This is a genomic window from Pseudomonas subflava, assembly GCF_023823685.1.
GTDB lineage: Bacteria > Pseudomonadota > Gammaproteobacteria > Pseudomonadales > Pseudomonadaceae > Aquipseudomonas > Aquipseudomonas subflava.
Map to the genome: position 1 here is coordinate 110938 of NZ_JAMXBF010000011.1, position 15274 is coordinate 126211.

The window sequence follows — 15274 nt, forward strand, 5'->3', positions numbered from 1 at the left end:
CCTGAATTCCAATTGCAATTCTTTCGCAACAAAGCATATCGGTTTATCATGAGAATTATTATCACCAACACTATTATAAACCGCTCGGAAGTATCCTCATGTCCCTCAGTTCCCTGCGTCGTCAAGACGCTGCTGTAGTGCGTTCGTCTTTGGCTCTGCGTCCGCTGGCCCTGGCCGTTCACATGCTGGCCGTAGGCGCCGCCGTCACTGCCCTGCCGGTATATGCCGCAGAGCCGACCGAGGAAGCCGTCACGCTGGACGCCGTCTCCATTACCGGCGAAGCGGAAGGCGGACTCAGCGACGTGACCGAGGGCACTCAGTCCTACACCACCCGCGCGGCCAAGACTGCCACCCCGTTGAAGATGTCGCTGCGCGAAACCCCCCAGTCGGTGACCGTGGTCACTCAGCAGCGCATCCAGGATCAGGATCTGCAGACCATTGCCGATGTGGTCAACAACACCGTCGGTGTCTCGCTGAACCGTTATGAAACCAGCCGTGGCCAGATCAACGCACGCGGTTTCGAACTCAACTCGCTGATGATTGATGGCGTACCGACCATCTACGAACAGCCGTGGAGCTCGGGCGAGATCTTCGGCAGCCTGGCCATGTACGACCGCGTCGAAGTGGTGCGGGGCGCCAACGGCTTGATGACCGGCGCGGGCGACCCCTCCGCTTCGCTGAACATGGTGCGCAAGCGCGCCAACAGCAAGGAGTTGACCGGTTCGGTAGAGGTCAGCGCTGGCACTTGGGACACCTACGGCACCCTGGGTGACCTGTCCATGGCGCTGAACGAGGAAGGCACCATCCGTGCCCGTCTGGTGGGTGAATACAACGATGGCGACAGCTGGATCGATCACCACACCAACAAGCGTGAAACCTTCTACGGCACCATGGATATCGACCTGAGCGAAGACACCACACTGTGGTTCGGTGCCAGCCGCCAGGAGAACAACTCCGACTCGCCGGCCTGGGGCGGCCTGCCGGTATGGTATTCGGACGGTAGCGAGACCAACTGGAGCCGCTCCACGTCTATGTCGACCGACTGGAGCAAGTGGGACACCACGTACGAAAGCTATTTCGTCAACCTGGAACACACCTTTGCCAACGACTGGCACGCCAAGCTCGGCTACACCCGTGGCGAGCGTGATGGTGACTCCTACCTGATCTACCCCTTCGGCTCCCCTGACCCTGTAACCGGTCTGATGGGTGGCTATGGCGCCGGCTCCTACAAGACCAATACCACGCAGGACGACTACTACCTGCAGGTCGACGGCCCGGTCGAGCTGTTCGGCCGTAGCCACGACGTCGCGTTCGGCTATACCCACAGCGACCAGGACTTCGATGCCGATACCCGCGGCTATATCCCGACGGCTAATTACGACTTCAATGATTTCTACGATATGCCAGAGCCGGATTGGCAGCCGCTGACCGATTCGGATGCCAGCGAGACCACGCAGAAGGCGTTGTATGCTGCCACTCGTATCAATCTGGCGGACGACCTGAAGGTCATCCTCGGCGTGCGCAGCACCGACTACGAGAAAGAGCAGGGCAATTCGAAGATCAAGGAGGATGACGAGATCACCCCTTACGCTGGCATTGTGTATGACCTGACGGAGAACCTGTCGGCCTACGCCAGCTACACCGACATCTTCCTGCCGCAGTCGCAGCACGACATCAACGACAACCAGCTGAATCCGATTGTTGGCGAGAGTTACGAAACCGGCCTCAAGGCTGAGTTCTTCGATGGTCGCCTGAATGCTTCTGCGGCGGTTTTCCGTATCAAGCAGGACAACCTTGCCGAGAGCACCGGTCTCTTTATCCCTGGCAAAACTCCGCCCACCTTCGCTTATGAAGAGGGTGATGGTGCTACCAGCGATGGCTTCGAGCTGGAAATCAACGGCGAGCTGGCTCCGGGCTGGAACCTGATGGCGGGTTACACCCAGTTCGATGTCGAAGATGCCGATGGCGAGGACGTGAATACCCAGTACCCGACCAAGATGATTCGTACCTTCACCACCTACCGTGTGCCGGGTTTCCTGGGTGACAAGCTGACCATCGGTGGCGGCGTGAACTGGCAAGACTCCATCTATGTCTACGCTGCCAACCCCTCGGGTGTGGCCGAGAAGGTCGAGCAGGACGCCTATGCCCTGGTCAACCTGATGGCACGCTACGAGATCACCGAGAACCTCTCCGCTCAGCTGAACGCCAACAACGTGACCGACGAGAAGTACATGGACTTCTTCGAGGCCTACGGTGCGTTTACCTACGGTGCTCCGCGCAGCCTCACCGCTTCCGCGAAGTACAGCTTCTAAGCGGCACAGTCACGCGGGGCGCAACGCCTCGCGCACGAAACGCCGGCCTTTGGGCCGGCGTTTTGCTTTCTGCCTTATCGACATCTAGCGCTCGCCCCGTCGCAGCTGTTCGTACTGCCGGCTGCTCCCGATTCCAGATCCCGCAAAATCGGACAATCGGGCCGATCATTGCCCTGGCAGTGCTGCACCAGCTCGCTCAGGGTGTCGCGCAGGGTGGTCAGCTCGGCGATCTTGCGGTCGAGGTCTTCGACGTGGGCCAGGGCGAGGGCCTTGACGTCGGCGCTGGCGCGTTCGCGGTCTTGCCACAGGGCGAGCAGCTTGCCGACTTCCTCCAGCGAGAAGCCCAGGTCGCGGGAGCGTTTGATGAAGGCCAGCACGTGCAGGTCGCTGGACGAATAGGTGCGATAGCCGCTGTCGCTGCGGCCGGCCGGCTGCAGCAGGCCGATGGATTCGTAATAGCGGATCATCTTGGCGCTGAGGCCGCTCTGCTTTGCCGCTTGGCCGATGTTCATGGGCGCTTCTCCGTGTCCGGTTTCCAGGTGTTGAGCAGCAGCGCGTTGCTCAGCACGCTGACGCTGGACAGCGCCATGGCGGCGCCGGCGAGCATGGGGTTGAGCAGGCCGAAAGCGGCCAGTGGGATGCCGATCAGGTTGTAGACGAAGGCCCAGAACAGGTTCTGGCGGATCTTGTTCCAGGTGCGCCGGCTGATCGCCAGGGCCGCCGGCACCAGGCGCGGGTCGCCGCGCATCAGGGTGATGCCGGCGGCGTGCATGGCCACATCGGTGCCGCCGCCCATGGCGATGCCGACGTCCGCCGCCGCCAGGGCCGGGGCGTCGTTGATGCCGTCGCCGACCATGGCCACGGTGGCGCCACCGCGCTTCAGCTCGGCGACATGGGCGGCCTTGTCCGCCGGCAGCACCTGGGCGTGGACCCGGTCGATGCCGAGGGCACGCCCCACCGCGCCGGCACTGCCGGCGTTGTCGCCGCTGATCAGGTGGCTCTCGATGCCTCGTTCGCGCAGCCCAGCGATGGCTTGGGCAGCGCCTTCCTTGAGGCTGTCACCGAAGGCCAGCAGGCCCAGCACGCGGCCCGGCTCACCGTTCTCGATCAGCCAGGACAAGGTGCGGCCCTCGGCCTCCCAGGCGGTGGCCCGTTCGCGCAGCTCGCTGCTCAGCCCCAGTTCGTCGAACAGCCGCTGGTTACCCAGCAGCAAAGCGCGGCCCTCGACCTCGCCGCGAATGCCGCGGCCGGACAGCGCCTGGCTGGCGCCCAGGGCCGGCAGGGCGATATCGCGTTCGCGTGCCGCGTCGAGCACGGCCCGCGCCAGCGGGTGCTCGCTGCCCTGCTGCAGGGCGCCGGCCAGGCGAAGCAATTCGCTCTCATCGATGCCGGTGGCGGCCAGGTGGACGACGCACGGCTGGCCGGAGGTGAGGGTGCCGGTCTTGTCGAAGGCCACCACCGAAACCCGGTGCGCCAGTTCCAGGGCCTCGGCGTCCTTGATCAGGATGCCGTGCCGCGCCGCCACGCCGGTGCCGGCCATGATCGCCGCGGGCGTGGCCAGGCCGAGGGCGCAGGGGCAGGCGATCACCAGTACCGCCACCGCATTGATCAGCGCCTGTTCCACCCCTGCGCCGGCCAGCAGCCAGCCGCCGAGGGTGAGCAGGGCGATCAGCAGCACGGCCGGGACGAACACCGCGCTGACCCTGTCCACTGCCTTCTGGATCGGCGCCTTGGCCGCCTGGGCGTCTTCCACCAGACGGATGATTCGCGCCAGCACCGTCTCGCCGCCCAGGGCCGTGGTGCGCACGATCAGCCGGCCCTCGCCGTTGATGGCGCCGCCGGTGACCGTATCGCCCGGGGCCTTGGCTACCGGCAGGCTCTCGCCGCTGATCAGCGCCTCGTCGGCCTGGCTGTGGCCTTCCAGCACTTCGCCATCCACCGGGAAGCGTTCGCCGGGGCGCACCACGATGTGGTCGTTCAGGCGCAGCTGGGCGATGGCGACCTCTTCCTCGCGACCGTCTTTCATACGCGTGGCGCGCTCGGGGCGCAGGGCCTCCAGCGCGCGGATGGCGGCGCTTGTCTGGCGCTTGGCGCGGCTTTCCAGGTACTTGCCGAGCAGCACCAGGGCGATGACTACGGCTGAAGCCTCGAAGTACAGGTGCGGCGCGTGGTGCCCGGCGGTGGCCCAGAGGTACAGGCTGAGGCCGTAACCGGCGCTGGTGCCCAGCGCCACCAGCAGATCCATGCTGCCGCTGCCGGCACGCACGGCCTTCCAGGCGGCGACATAGAAACGCGCGCCGAGCACGAACTGCACGGGTGTGGCCAGCAGGAACTGCGCCCAGGCCGGCAGCATCCAGTGCCCGGCGAACATCGGCAGCACCAGCGGCGCGGCCAGCAACAGGGCGGCGATCACCGCCAGGCGCTCGCGGCGCAGGGCGGCCTGCGGATCGACCCGCGGCGCCTCCTGCAGCAGGCGGGCGCGATAGCCGGCGCGTTCCACTGCGGCGATCAGTGCATCCGCCTCGGTGCCCTCCAGCAGCTGCACATGGGCGCGTTCGCTGGCCAGGTTGATGCTGACGCCGCGCACCCCCGGCGCCTTGCTCAGCGCCCGCTCGATGCGGCCAACGCAGCTGGCGCAGGTCATGCCCTCGACCGCCAGCTTCAGCTCGCCGATGGGCACTTGGTAGCCGGCCTGTTGCACGGCCTCGACCAGCATCGCCAGCGGGGCGTCGGCCTCGACATGGGCGCGTTCGCTGGCCAGGTTGACGCTGGCGCCGCTTACGCCGGGCACCTTGTTCAGTGCGCGCTCGACCCGGCCGGCGCAGTTGGCGCAGGTCATGCCGCGGATGGGAAGGTCGAAGGTGTGGATGCTGCTCATCGGGGCGTCTCCATCGGATTCGCCCTTAGGATCAACCTTGACACCTGGTCAAGGTCAAGCGGCGGTTCGCCGCGCCCCCTCCGAGCGACTCAGTAGTTGAGCGGCGCCGGAATCAGCTGCAGGCCGGACGGGTCCATGGCGATGCGGTACTTGGCGATCTGCCCGGCGGTGATCTGCAGGGTCTGGCTGCGCAGCTGCTCGAAGCGCGGCTGGCAGTGACTGCCGCCGAGCTGGCCGAGACGCACCAGCACCTGGCCCGGCGGCAGATTTAGAGTTACCGACTGGCCCTGGTAGAGACGGGCGGTGAGGTTGCCTTCCAGGTAAAGGCCGATCTCGCAGGGCGTGGACACTTCCAGGCGCTCGCGGGACACGGTCAGGACGCCGTAGTCGATGGGCGTCGCCAGCGTCATCGGCGAGAGCGTGACCGGGGCCGGCGTGGGCTGTGCCGGCAAAACCGGCGCGGGCGAGGGCGGGTCGTCGGCCAGGGCCGGCAGGCAGAGCAGGGCGAGCAGGGCGACTGGCAGACGCATGACGAACCCTCCAGTTTCGGATTGATGATCGGGCCTGGCCGTGGCCGCTCAGCCATTGCCAAGCAGCTTGGTCCAGCCCGGCCGCCAGGACAAGCCTTGACCTTGCCACGGTGGCAGGCTCGAGACTGGCGCTACAGTCATTGGAGAGGAGCGATCCCATGCAGGTTTTGAAAGTTTCCGGCATGAGCTGTGGGCACTGCGTACGGGCCATCACCCAGGCGGTGCAGGCCGGCGATCCGGCCGCGGAGGTGCAGGTCGACCTCGGCGCCGGTGAGGTGCGGGTGGCCAGCCTCCTGGATCTGGACCAGCTGTTGGCGGCGATCCGCGAAGAGGGCTACGCCGCCGAGCCCGCCTAGGCTGGCGGATTCCACTCGCGCAGCAGGCCGCGCAGCTGGGCGTCGATCAGCGCCGGGGTATCGGTGAGCGGGTCGAACAGCTGCGGGTCGCGGGTCCAGTCGGTGAACAGGCCGATGATCAGCGCATGCAGCGCCCGCGCCGCCAGGCGCGGAGTCACGCCCGGCAACAGGCGGCGCTTGCAGGCCGGGCGGGCGAAGAGGTTCTCCACCAGGTCGATGAACTGACTGATGAAGGCGTTGTGCCGCTGCTCGGCGTCGCGCAGCTCGTCGGTGAATTCGCAGCGGTGCAGCAGGATGGTGAAGATGCGCCGGCGTTGCTCGTCGCGGGCCAGATTCTCGATGGCCTCGATGCACAGGTCGCGCAGTGACAGCAACGAGTCCACTCCATCGCAACCCGACAGGCGCTCGGTCAGTTGTTCCGGCGGCAGGCGCACCTGGCTGAGCATCTCGTGAAACAGGTGCGCCTTGTTCTCGAAGTGCCAGTACACGGCGCCGCGTGTCACGCCCGCCGCCCGGGCGATCTGGTCCAGGGTGCTGTGGGCCACGCCCTTCTCCAGAAACAACCGTTCTGCGGCGGCCAGGATGTCAGTGCGGGTCTGTTCCGCTTGTTCTTTGGTTCGGCGCATGGCGGGCTGGAGTAATCGGGCTAGGCTCTGTTCTGGGGAAATCAGTGTAACGACATCCGTGCCGAAGTCGCCATTTACAAACACGTTTGTATGTAATGGATATGGCACACCTTCGGGGCTTTGCCCACTTCAAGACGTCATGGAGATGACCATGTTTTCTCGCCCGCTCCCATTCGCGCTGTGTGTTGGCATGCTGTTCAGCCCGCTGCTGCAGGCGGCCGATCCCGGCCAGCAGCAGAAGATGCCGCCGCCGGAGGTCGTGGTCGAGCAGGTCAAGGCCGGGTCGCTGCCGCTGCAGTTCGAATACCCGGCGCGCACCGCGGGCTTCCGCGAGGTGCAGGTGCGGGCCCAGGTCAGCGGCATTCTCCAGGAACGCACTTATCAGGAGGGCAGCCAGGTCAAGCAGGGCCAGGTGCTGTTCCGCATCGACCCGCGGCCGTACCAGGCCGCCCTGGCCCGCGCCAAGGGCGCGCTGGCCCAGGAGCAGGCGCGCTACCGGCAGACCGAACGCGACCTCAAGCGCATCCGCGAACTGCAGAAGAAAGGCTTCGCCAGCGAGAGCGAGCTGGACAACGCCATCTCCAACTTCGAACAGAGCAAGGCCAACATCGAGGCGGCCAAGGCCGAAGTACAGTCCAAGCAGATCGACCTCGACTACACCACGGTGGAGGCGCCGATCTCCGGTATTACCAGCAAGGAGACGGTCTCCGAGGGCAGCCTGATGGTGGCCGGCGACCCGAATGCCAGCCTGCTGACCCAGATCACCCAGCTCGACCCCATCTACGTCAACTTCGCCGCGCCCGACCGCGAGGTGTCCAACGTGCGCAGCGGCCTGCAGAGCGGCAGCCTGGTGCGCGAGGGCGGCCAGCGCATGAGCGTGGAGATCAAGTTCGGCGACGGCACCAGTTATCCGGTGGAAGGCGAGGTGGATTTCACCGACAGCACCATCGACCGCAGCACCGGCACCGTCAGCGCCCGCGCCGTGGTGCCCAACCCGGACCAGGCGCTGATGCCGGGGCAGTTCGTGCGCGTGGTGGTCAAGGGCATCAACAAGCCCAACGCGATCACCGTGCCGGAGCGCGCGCTATCCCAGGGGCCGAACGGCACCTTCGTCTATGTGGTGGACGAGCAGGGCATGGCGCGCATTCGCCCGGTCGGCACCGGGCAGACCGCCGGTGGCCGCTGGGTGGTGGAGAGCGGCATCGCCGCCGGCGACAGGGTCATCGTCGAGGGCCTGCCCAAGGTCCACCCCAACGCGCCGGTCAAGGTGGTCGACGCCGCCCCTGCCAAGCAGTAAGGAGCCAGGCCCGTGATCTCCAAGTTCTTCATCGACCGGCCGATCTTCGCGGCCGTCATCTCCATCGTCATCATCCTCGCCGGCCTCGCGGCCATGCGATCGCTGCCCATCGCGCAGTACCCGGAGATCCTGCCGCCGCAGGTCTCGGTGACGGCGGCCTACCCGGGCGCCAGCTCGCAGGTCATCGCCGAAACCGTGGCCGCGCCGCTGGAGCAGGAGATCAACGGCGTCGAGGGCATGATCTACCAGCTGTCCAACTCCGACAGCAACGGCGCCATGAGCCTGACCGTGTACTTCGAGGTCGGCACCGACCCGGACCAGGCCACCATCGACGTCAACAACCGGGTCCAGGCCGCGCTGGCCAAGCTGCCCGAGGAGGTGCGCCGGCAGGGCGTGAAGGTGGAGAAGAAATCCTCCGACATCCTCCAGGTGGTCACCCTGTTCTCGCCGGACGACTCGCGCGATCCGATCTTCATCAGCAACTACGCGCTGATCAACGTGATCGACGAGCTCAAGCGCATCCACGGCGTGGGCGATGCCAGCCAGTTCGGCTCCAAGGACTACTCCATGCGCATCTGGCTGCGCCCGGACCAGCTGGCGCAGTACAACCTGACGCCGAGCGACGTGGTCCGCGCCATCCAGGAACAGAACTCGCAGTTCGCCGCCGGCAATTTCGGCAAGGAGCCGCTGTCTTCGCCGCAGGACTTCACCTACACGGTGAGCACCAAGGGCCGCTTCACCACGCCGGAGGAGTTCGAGCAGGTGATCCTGCGCACCGATGCGACCGGTGCCAGCCTGTTCCTCAAGGATGTGGCGCGCATCGAGCTGGGCGCCCAGGACTACTCGCTGGTCACCAGCCTCAACGGCAAGAAGAACGCCGCCTTCGGCATCTACCTGCAGCCCGGCGCCAACGCCCTGGATACGGCCGAGGCGGTGCGCCAGACCATGGAGCGCCTGTCCAAGCGCTTCCCCGACGGCATCGCCTACAAGATCCCCTACGACACCACCAAGTTCGTCGAAGTCTCCATCGAGGAAGTGATCCACACCTTCATCGAGGCGCTGATCCTGGTGATGCTGGTGGTCTACATCTTCCTGCAGAACTGGCGTGCCACGCTGATCCCGGTGCTGGCCATTCCGGTGTCGCTGATCGGCACCTTCGCCGGCATGTACCTGCTGGGCTTCTCCATCAACCTGCTGACCCTGTTCGGCATGGTGCTGGCCATCGGCATCGTAGTGGACGATGCCATCGTGGTGCTGGAGAACGTCGAGCGGGTGATGCGCACCGAGAAGCTCAGCCCGCGTGAGGCGGCGATCAAGGCCATGGACGAGGTTACCGGGCCCATCGTCGCCATCGTTCTGGTGCTCTGCGCCGTGTTCATCCCGGTGGGCTTCCTCGGCGGCCTGGCGGGGCAGATGTACAAGCAGTTCGCGATCACCATCGCGGTGTCGGTGGTGATCTCCGGCATCGTCGCGCTGACGCTGTCGCCGGCGCTCTGCGCGCTCATTCTGAAGAACGAGCACAAGGAGCCGGCGGCACCGTTCCGCTGGTTCAACCGCGGTTTCGAGCGCTTCACCGCCGGCTACACCAGCGGCGTGCGCTTCTTCCTCAAGCGTTCGCTGATCGGCTTGGCGCTGTTCGGCGGCATGATCGCCATCATGGTCGTGCTGTTCGGCCGGGTGCCGGGCTCGCTGGTGCCGGACGAGGATCAGGGCTACGTGATCAACGCCTACTTCCTGCCGCCGGCGGCCTCGCTGAGCCGTACCGACCAGGTGACCAGCGCCGTCACCGAAGAGCTGATGCAGCATCCGGCCGTGGAGGACGTGGTCACCTTCGCCGGCTTCGACGTACTGACCTTCGGCACCCGCAGCAATGCCGGGGTGTCGTTCATCCCGCTGAAGGACTGGAAGGAGCGCACCACCGAGGAGCTGGACGCGCGCAACCTGCCGGGGCAATTCATGGGCATGGGCGCCAAGCAGAAGGACGCCCTGGTGATGACCTTCAACCCGCCGCCGATCAGCGGCATGAGCACCACCGGCGGCTTCGAGGCCTACATCCAGGATCGCAGCGGCGGCTCCATCGACGAACTCGGCGCGGTGGTGCAGAAGTTCGTCGCCGCGGCCTCCAAGCGGCCCGAGCTGGCGGGCGTCAACAGCACCTTCCACGCCGACGTGCCGCAGTACTTCATCGACCTGGACCGCACCAAGGCGCGGGCCCTGGGCGTGGCCATCAATGACGTGTTCACCGCCATGCAGGCGACCTTCGGCAGCTACTACGTCAACGACTTCAACCTCTACGGCCGCACCTGGCAGGTCAGCCTGCAGTCGGAGGCCAACTTCCGCCGCAGCCCCGAAGATCTCGACCAGGTCTACGTGCGCTCCAGCGGCGGCGACCTGATCCCGCTGGCGTCGCTGGTGCGGGTCGAGCGGATCCTCGGGCCGGACTCCTACGCGCGCTTCAACGTCTACCCGGCGGCCAAGCTGCTCGGCGGGCCGGCGCCAGGCTACAGCTCCGGTCAGGCGCTGCAGGCCATGCAGGAAGTGGCCGACGAGGTGCTCGGCGAGCAGTACAACCTGGCCTGGATCGGCTCGGCCTTCCAGGAACTGGCGACCCAGGGTTCGGGCAGCACCGCGTTCATCTTCGGCCTGATCCTGGTGTTCCTGATCCTCGCCGCCCAGTACGAACGCTGGACGCTGCCCGTGGCCGTGGTCACCGCCGTGCCCTTCGCCGTGTTCGGCGCGATCCTGGCGATCTGGCTGCGCGACCTGGCCAACGACGTCTACTTCCAGGTCGGCCTGGTGACGCTGATCGGCCTGGCGGCGAAGAACGCCATCCTGATCATCGAGTTCGCCGTGCTGTGCCGCGAGGAGCAGAAGATGGGCATCTTCGAGGCGGCGATGGAGGCCGCCAAGCTGCGCTTCCGCCCCATCGTGATGACCTCGCTGGCCTTCATCCTCGGCTGCGTGCCGCTGGCGATCAGCAGCGGTGCCGGTTCGGCCAGTCGTCATTCCATCGGTACCGGGGTGATTGGCGGTATGCTAGCGGCCACGTTGCTGGCGACCTTCATGATCCCGATGTTCTACCTGCTGGTGGAGTCATTGAGCGAGAAACTGAGTCGCAAGAAGAAGGACGCTGCCGTCGAGCAGCACTGACCCGCACCCTCGGGTCGACGCATCGCCGGGCGCCCACGAGGCGCCCTTGGTTTTCCGGGGGCGACCCCGCAGTGGATAACTCATGACCCTTCGCATCCTGCTCATCCTCGGCACCCTGAGTGCCTTCGGCCCCATGGCCATCGACTTCTACCTGCCCAGCTTCCCGACCCTGGCCCTGGCGTTCGCCACCGATGTCGAGCACGTGCAGCTGTCGCTGGCGTCCTACTTCGCCGGCACCGCCCTCGGCCAGCTGATCTACGGCCCGCTGGCGGACCGCTTCGGTCGGCGCAAGCCGCTGCTGGCCGGCCTGGTGCTGTTCACCCTGGCGTCGCTGGCCTGCGCCCTGGCGCAGAGCCTGGAGTGGCTGATCATCGCGCGCTTCGTCCAGGCCCTCGGCGGTTGCGCCGGCATGGTCATCTCCCGCGCCGTGGTACGCGACCTGTGCGACCCGCTGACCTCGGCCAAGGTGTTTTCCAAGCTGATGCTGGTGATGGGCGTGGCGCCGATCCTCGCGCCGCTGGGAGGCGGCCTGCTGCTGCAGCTGTTCGGCTGGCAGTCGATCTTCCTCGGCCTGGTGCTGTTCAGCGCCCTGTGCCTGGGCGCAGTGCTGCTGTGGCTGCCGGAGACCCGCTCGGACGAATTTCCGCTGCAGCCACTGGGCGGTGCGCTGGGGCGCTACGGCATGCTGCTGCGCGACCGCCTGCTGATCGGCCACGGCCTCACCGGTGGCGTGGCCATGGCCGGCATGTTCGCCTACATCTCAGGCTCGCCGTTCGTCTTCATCGACCTCTATGGCGTGCCGGCCGAACACTACGGCTGGCTGTTCGGCGCCAACGCCGCCGGCTTCATCCTCAGCGCGCAGATCAACGGCTGGCTGCTGCGCCATCACGGGCCGGGCTACTGGCTCAAGCGCACGGTCTGGGTGTTTTGTGGCGCGACCCTGGCGCTGCTGGCGGTGGCCATGGCCCAGCCAGCCCAGCTGTGGCCGCTGCTGATCCCGCTGTTCATCAGCACCGCCAGCCTGTCCTGCGTGCTGCCCAACGCCACCGCTTGCGCCATGGCCGGGCAGGGCGCCCATGCCGGCAGCGCCTCGGCGCTGATCGGCTCGCTGCAGTTCTGCGTGGCGGCCGTGGCCTCGACCCTGGTCGGTTCGCTGCACGACGGCACCGCCCGGCCCATGGCGCTGATCATCGCCGTGTGTGGCGTGGTCACGGTGATCCTGGCGCTGCTCACCGCGCGCCACGAGCGGCGTCGGGCGCTGGAGTTCTGAGGCGCCTCAGCTGGCGTGGGATTGCGGCGCGGCGCGCCAGGGCAGGGGATGGGGCGCCTTCAGGCGTCCCTCGAGCACTCTGACGAAGTCGCGGGCCTCGGCCTCGCTGCGGAAACTGACCCCGTGCTGGTCCAGCTGCACCTGCCAGCACGGGTGACCGGCACTGTTCACCTGACGGATACGAATGTTCATCGCGGGCCTCCCCGGAGAGCGTGAAGCTGCAGTCTAGACCTGCCTCGTGAAGGGAAGATGATCTGAGTCAACCGACCGACTGCCGCTCGCTGCGCAGCCAGCGGGCCAGCTGCACGGCGCTCAGCGGGCGGCTGAACTGGTAGCCCTGGCACTGCTCGCAACCCTGGCGCAAGGCCTTTCAGTTGCTGACGCTGATCTTCCAGGTCCCGGTGCAGGGCGCTGGTGCACGCGCTGTTGGTGCCCGGCCGAGAGCCAGGAACAGCAGGCTGCCGGGGACGATTTAGATCAGCCCCTTGAAGGTCTGCGCCGCAAGCGGCAGGCCCAGGGCCTGCAGCAGCAGGTCGCTGAACAGGATCCAGGCGATGCCGAAGAGGAGGTAGAGGCCGGGCAGGCGTAGCGGTCGGAAAAGCGTGGAATCCATGCCAGACCCTCGACTAGGGAAGCGTGCCCGGCGGTGCGCGCCGCCGGGCCACTTCAGTCTAGCCGCTCGGGTCCGGCCTGCCGGACGCCGGTCAGAAGCCCTCGAGGACGATCTTGCCGCGCGCCTTGCCGCTCTCCAGCAGGGCATGGGCGCGCTTCAGGTTGGCGGCGTCGATGCGGCCGAAGTGCTCGCCCAGGGTGGTCTTCAGCACGCCATCGTCGATCAGCTGGCTCACGCGGTTGAGCAGGCGGTGCTGCTCGATCATGTCGTCGGTCTGGAACAGCGAGCGGGTGTACATGAACTCCCAGTGCAGCGACAGGCTCTTGCGCTTGAGCTTGGCCACGTCGAGCTGCGCCGGATCGTCGATCAGCGCCAGCTTGCCCTGGGGCGCCAGCGCCTCGACCAGCTGGTCCAGGTGCTGATCGGTGTGGGTCAGGCTGGCGACCATGCTCACCTGCGCGATGCCCAGCGCCTCGAGCTGCGGCAGCAGCGGCTGGCCGTGGTCGATGACGTGATGGGCGCCCAGTTCGCGCACCCAGTCCTGGGTCTCGGCGCGCGAGGCGGTGCCGATCACCGTCAGGCCGGTGAGCTGGCGTGCCAGCTGCACCAGGATCGAGCCAACGCCGCCGGCGGCGCCGATCACCAGCAGGCTCTGGCCGCTGTCGCCCTGGCCCTCACGCACGCCGAGGCGTTCGAACAGCAGCTCCCAGGCGGTGATCGCGGTCAGCGGCAGGGCCGCGGCGCGGGCGAAGTCCAGCGAGCCGGGCATGCGCCCGACGATGCGCTCGTCCACCACATGCAGCTCGCTGTTGGCACCGGCGCGGTCGATGGCACCGGCGTAGAACACCTTGTCACCGGGGCGGAACTGGCGCACCTCGTCGCCCACCGCGACCACCTCGCCGGCCACGTCCCAGCCCAGCACCTTGGCCTGGCCGGCCTCGGGCGCCACCCGCTGGCGGATCTTGGTGTCCACCGGGTTGACCGAGATGGCCCTGACCTGCACCAGCAGGTCGCGCGGGCCGGGCTGCGGCGCGGGCAGCTCGACGTCGAGCAGCGACTCGGCGTGGTCGATGGGCAGGGACTGGTAATAGGCGATGGCTTTCATGCGGCAGGTCCTCGAGGGGTGCGATGGCAAAGGCGGATGCTCCAGCTTAGTCGGCGGGCCGGGCTGGCGTTGGGCGCATGTTCGGTTAATCGGCTGGCGAGAAAAACCGGGCTGCCATAGAGTCTCTTTCAATCTGATTTTGAAAATGGAGCCGAGATGCTGCGCCTCGATGACATCGCCCTGTTCGTCCGCACCGCCGAACTGGGCAGCCTGTCCGCCGCCGCCCGCGAGCTGGACTGTTCGCCGGCGGTGGCCAGCGCCGCGCTCAAGCGCCTGGAGGCGCAGCTGCAGGTGCGGCTGTTGCTGCGCTCCACCCGCAGCCTGCGCCTGACTGCCGAGGGCGAGCAATACCTGATCCACGCCCGCGCCGCGCTGGTCAGCCTGGAGAGCGGTCGCCAGCAGCTGGCCGGCACCCGCGACGAGATCAGCGGCGTGCTGCAGATCGCCGCGCCGTCGGACTTCGGCCGCAATGCGCTGCTGCCGTGGCTCGACCAGTTCCAGGCCGAACGCCCGCAGCTGTCGCTGCGCCTGCTCCTCAGCGACCGGGTCGCCGACCTGTTCCGCCAGCCGGTGGACATCGCCCTGCGCTACGGCGAGCCGGAGGACTCCAGCCTGGTGGCGCTGCCGGTGGCGGCCGGCAACCGCCGCGTGCTGTGCGGTGCGCCGGCCTATTTCGCCCGCCACGGCCGGCCGGGCGCGCCTGCGGAACTGCGCCGCCACAACTGCCTGCTGTACATGCTCGGCGGCCGCGCGCACGAGCGCTGGAGCTTCGCCGACGGCAAGCGCAGCGAGGCGCTGACGGTGAGCGGCAACCGCGTCAGCGACGACGCCGACGTGGTGCGGCGCTGGGCGGTGGCGGGGCAGGGGCTGGTGTACAAGTCCTGGCTGGACGTGGCGGACGACGTGCGCGACGGTCGCCTGGAAGTGGCGCTGCCCGGCTGGCACGGCGAGCCGACGCCGCTCAACCTGATCTGCGCCCACCGCGACCAGCTCAGCGGCCCGGTACGCCTGCTGCGCGAATTCCTCCAGCAGCGCTGCGCCGAGCTGCTGGCCCGGGCGCCCTGGGCCTGAGAGGAAGGGTCACCTCGCGCCGCAGCCAGAATGCGTACGGGGCGATTGGGCATCCGTCCCGGTTCG

Annotated in this window: 13 protein-coding genes; 6 read left to right on the forward strand and 7 right to left on the reverse strand. The window is 67.2% G+C overall.

The window, feature by feature from the left end:
* Nucleotides 1-98: 98 nt before the first annotated feature.
* A complete protein-coding gene (locus NF616_RS15945) occupies nt 99-2312 on the forward strand; it encodes a TonB-dependent siderophore receptor (RefSeq protein ID WP_252274280.1) in 2214 nt (737 codons plus the stop codon).
* 74 nt (nt 2313-2386) lie between these two features.
* On the opposite strand, the gene cueR is transcribed toward NF616_RS15945, so the two are convergent.
* From cueR to NF616_RS15960, 3 genes are all read right to left on the reverse strand, one after another.
* Nucleotides 2387-2824, reverse strand: a complete 438-nt coding sequence (gene cueR / locus NF616_RS15950; protein ID WP_252274281.1) for a Cu(I)-responsive transcriptional regulator — start codon at nt 2822-2824, stop codon at nt 2387-2389.
* Nucleotides 2821-5190, reverse strand: a complete 2370-nt coding sequence (locus tag NF616_RS15955) for a heavy metal translocating P-type ATPase (protein ID WP_252274282.1) — start codon at nt 5188-5190, stop codon at nt 2821-2823. Before NF616_RS15955 ends, cueR begins: the two co-directional genes overlap by 4 nt.
* An 89-nt stretch (nt 5191-5279) precedes the next feature.
* Nucleotides 5280-5600, reverse strand: a complete 321-nt coding sequence (locus NF616_RS15960; RefSeq protein ID WP_434091900.1) for a hypothetical protein — start codon at nt 5598-5600, stop codon at nt 5280-5282.
* A gap of 278 nt (nt 5601-5878) precedes the next feature.
* On the opposite strand from NF616_RS15960, the gene NF616_RS15965 reads away from it, so the two are divergent.
* The gene (locus tag NF616_RS15965) at nt 5879-6076 is read left to right on the forward strand and encodes a heavy-metal-associated domain-containing protein (RefSeq protein ID WP_252274284.1); all 198 of its coding nucleotides are present in this window, start codon (nt 5879-5881) and stop codon (nt 6074-6076) included.
* On the opposite strand, the gene NF616_RS15970 is transcribed toward NF616_RS15965, so the two are convergent.
* Complete coding sequence (locus NF616_RS15970; RefSeq protein WP_252274285.1) at nt 6073-6702, reverse strand: TetR family transcriptional regulator; 630 nt, start codon at nt 6700-6702, stop codon at nt 6073-6075. The two genes, NF616_RS15965 and NF616_RS15970, sit on opposite strands and share 4 nt — an antisense overlap.
* Nucleotides 6703-6853: 151 nt before the next feature.
* Between NF616_RS15970 and NF616_RS15975 the strand changes: the two genes are divergently transcribed.
* The 3 genes from NF616_RS15975 to NF616_RS15985 all read left to right on the forward strand — a co-directional run bounded on the left by NF616_RS15975 (nt 6854) and on the right by NF616_RS15985 (nt 12419).
* A complete protein-coding gene (locus NF616_RS15975; RefSeq protein WP_434091895.1) occupies nt 6854-7999 on the forward strand; it encodes an efflux RND transporter periplasmic adaptor subunit in 1146 nt (381 codons plus the stop codon).
* 12 nt (nt 8000-8011) lie between these two features.
* A complete protein-coding gene (locus tag NF616_RS15980; RefSeq protein WP_350493495.1) occupies nt 8012-11149 on the forward strand; it encodes an efflux RND transporter permease subunit in 3138 nt (1045 codons plus the stop codon).
* Between the two features lie 82 nt (nt 11150-11231).
* On the forward strand, nt 11232-12419 hold the full coding sequence (locus tag NF616_RS15985) for a multidrug effflux MFS transporter (RefSeq protein ID WP_252274286.1): 1188 nt from the start codon (nt 11232-11234) through the stop codon (nt 12417-12419).
* 6 nt (nt 12420-12425) lie between these two features.
* Here NF616_RS15985 and NF616_RS15990 read toward each other — a convergent pair whose 3' ends face one another.
* The 3 genes from NF616_RS15990 to NF616_RS16000 form a co-directional block, all read right to left on the reverse strand.
* Nucleotides 12426-12611: a hypothetical protein gene (locus NF616_RS15990; RefSeq protein ID WP_252274287.1), complete on the reverse strand. Its 186-nt coding sequence runs from the start codon at nt 12609-12611 to the stop codon at nt 12426-12428.
* A gap of 280 nt (nt 12612-12891) precedes the next feature.
* Nucleotides 12892-13032 carry a hypothetical protein gene (locus NF616_RS15995; RefSeq protein WP_252274288.1) on the reverse strand — a complete coding sequence of 47 codons (141 nt, stop codon included), beginning with the start codon at nt 13030-13032 and terminating at the stop codon, nt 12892-12894.
* Between the two features lie 91 nt (nt 13033-13123).
* Complete coding sequence (locus NF616_RS16000; protein ID WP_252274289.1) at nt 13124-14137, reverse strand: zinc-binding alcohol dehydrogenase family protein; 1014 nt, start codon at nt 14135-14137, stop codon at nt 13124-13126.
* Between the two features lie 156 nt (nt 14138-14293).
* Here NF616_RS16000 and NF616_RS16005 point away from each other — a divergent pair, with 156 nt between their 5' ends.
* On the forward strand, nt 14294-15208 hold the full coding sequence (locus NF616_RS16005; RefSeq protein ID WP_252274290.1) for a LysR family transcriptional regulator: 915 nt from the start codon (nt 14294-14296) through the stop codon (nt 15206-15208).
* Nucleotides 15209-15274: the final 66 nt, after the last annotated feature.

Coding starts and splice junctions, on each gene's coding strand:
- NF616_RS15945 (WP_252274280.1), top strand. CDS start 99: ATGTCCCTCAGTTCCCTGCGTCGTCAAGACGCTGCTGTAGTGCGTTCG.
- NF616_RS15990 (WP_252274287.1), bottom strand. CDS start 12,611: ATGAACATTCGTATCCGTCAGGTGAACAGTGCCGGTCACCCGTGCTGG.
- NF616_RS15995 (WP_252274288.1), bottom strand. CDS start 13,032: ATGGATTCCACGCTTTTCCGACCGCTACGCCTGCCCGGCCTCTACCTC.
- cueR (WP_252274281.1), bottom strand. CDS start 2,824: ATGAACATCGGCCAAGCGGCAAAGCAGAGCGGCCTCAGCGCCAAGATG.
- NF616_RS16000 (WP_252274289.1), bottom strand. CDS start 14,137: ATGAAAGCCATCGCCTATTACCAGTCCCTGCCCATCGACCACGCCGAG.
- NF616_RS15985 (WP_252274286.1), top strand. CDS start 11,232: ATGACCCTTCGCATCCTGCTCATCCTCGGCACCCTGAGTGCCTTCGGC.
- NF616_RS15965 (WP_252274284.1), top strand. CDS start 5,879: ATGCAGGTTTTGAAAGTTTCCGGCATGAGCTGTGGGCACTGCGTACGG.
- NF616_RS15955 (WP_252274282.1), bottom strand. CDS start 5,190: ATGAGCAGCATCCACACCTTCGACCTTCCCATCCGCGGCATGACCTGC.
- NF616_RS16005 (WP_252274290.1), top strand. CDS start 14,294: ATGCTGCGCCTCGATGACATCGCCCTGTTCGTCCGCACCGCCGAACTG.
- NF616_RS15975 (WP_434091895.1), top strand. CDS start 6,854: ATGTTTTCTCGCCCGCTCCCATTCGCGCTGTGTGTTGGCATGCTGTTC.
- NF616_RS15960 (WP_434091900.1), bottom strand. CDS start 5,600: ATGACGCTGGCGACGCCCATCGACTACGGCGTCCTGACCGTGTCCCGC.
- NF616_RS15970 (WP_252274285.1), bottom strand. CDS start 6,702: ATGCGCCGAACCAAAGAACAAGCGGAACAGACCCGCACTGACATCCTG.